Origin of the sequence: Pseudoduganella ginsengisoli (assembly GCF_009720865.1) — a bacterium.
Classification (GTDB): Bacteria; Pseudomonadota; Gammaproteobacteria; order Burkholderiales; family Burkholderiaceae_D; genus Rugamonas; species Rugamonas ginsengisoli.
This window is the reverse complement of record NZ_WNLA01000112.1, coordinates 1-255: the sequence shown is the minus strand read 5'-3', so window position 1 is coordinate 255 and position 255 is coordinate 1. Positions and strand designations below refer to the sequence as shown.

Below are 255 nucleotides of genomic sequence, written 5' to 3'. Positions count from 1 at the left end.
TGGCGGATGCCTTGGCGATTACAGGCGATGAAGGACGTGGAAGTCTGCGAAAAGTTCCGGGGAGCTGACAAACAAGCTTTGATCCGGAAATGTCCGAATGGGGAAACCCGGCCTTTTAGGTCATCACTCACTGAATACATAGGTGTGTGAAGCGAACGCGGCGAACTGAAACATCTAAGTAGCTGCAGGAAAAGAAATCAACCGAGATTCCCAAAGTAGTGGCGAGCGAAATGGGAAGAGCCTGTACGTGATAGT

1 rRNA gene is annotated in these 255 nt (G+C 50.2%); it reads left to right on the top strand.

Features of this window, described 5'->3' with window-relative positions:
• Positions 1-255 (top strand): 23S ribosomal RNA (locus tag GM668_RS31980); the annotation flags it as partial.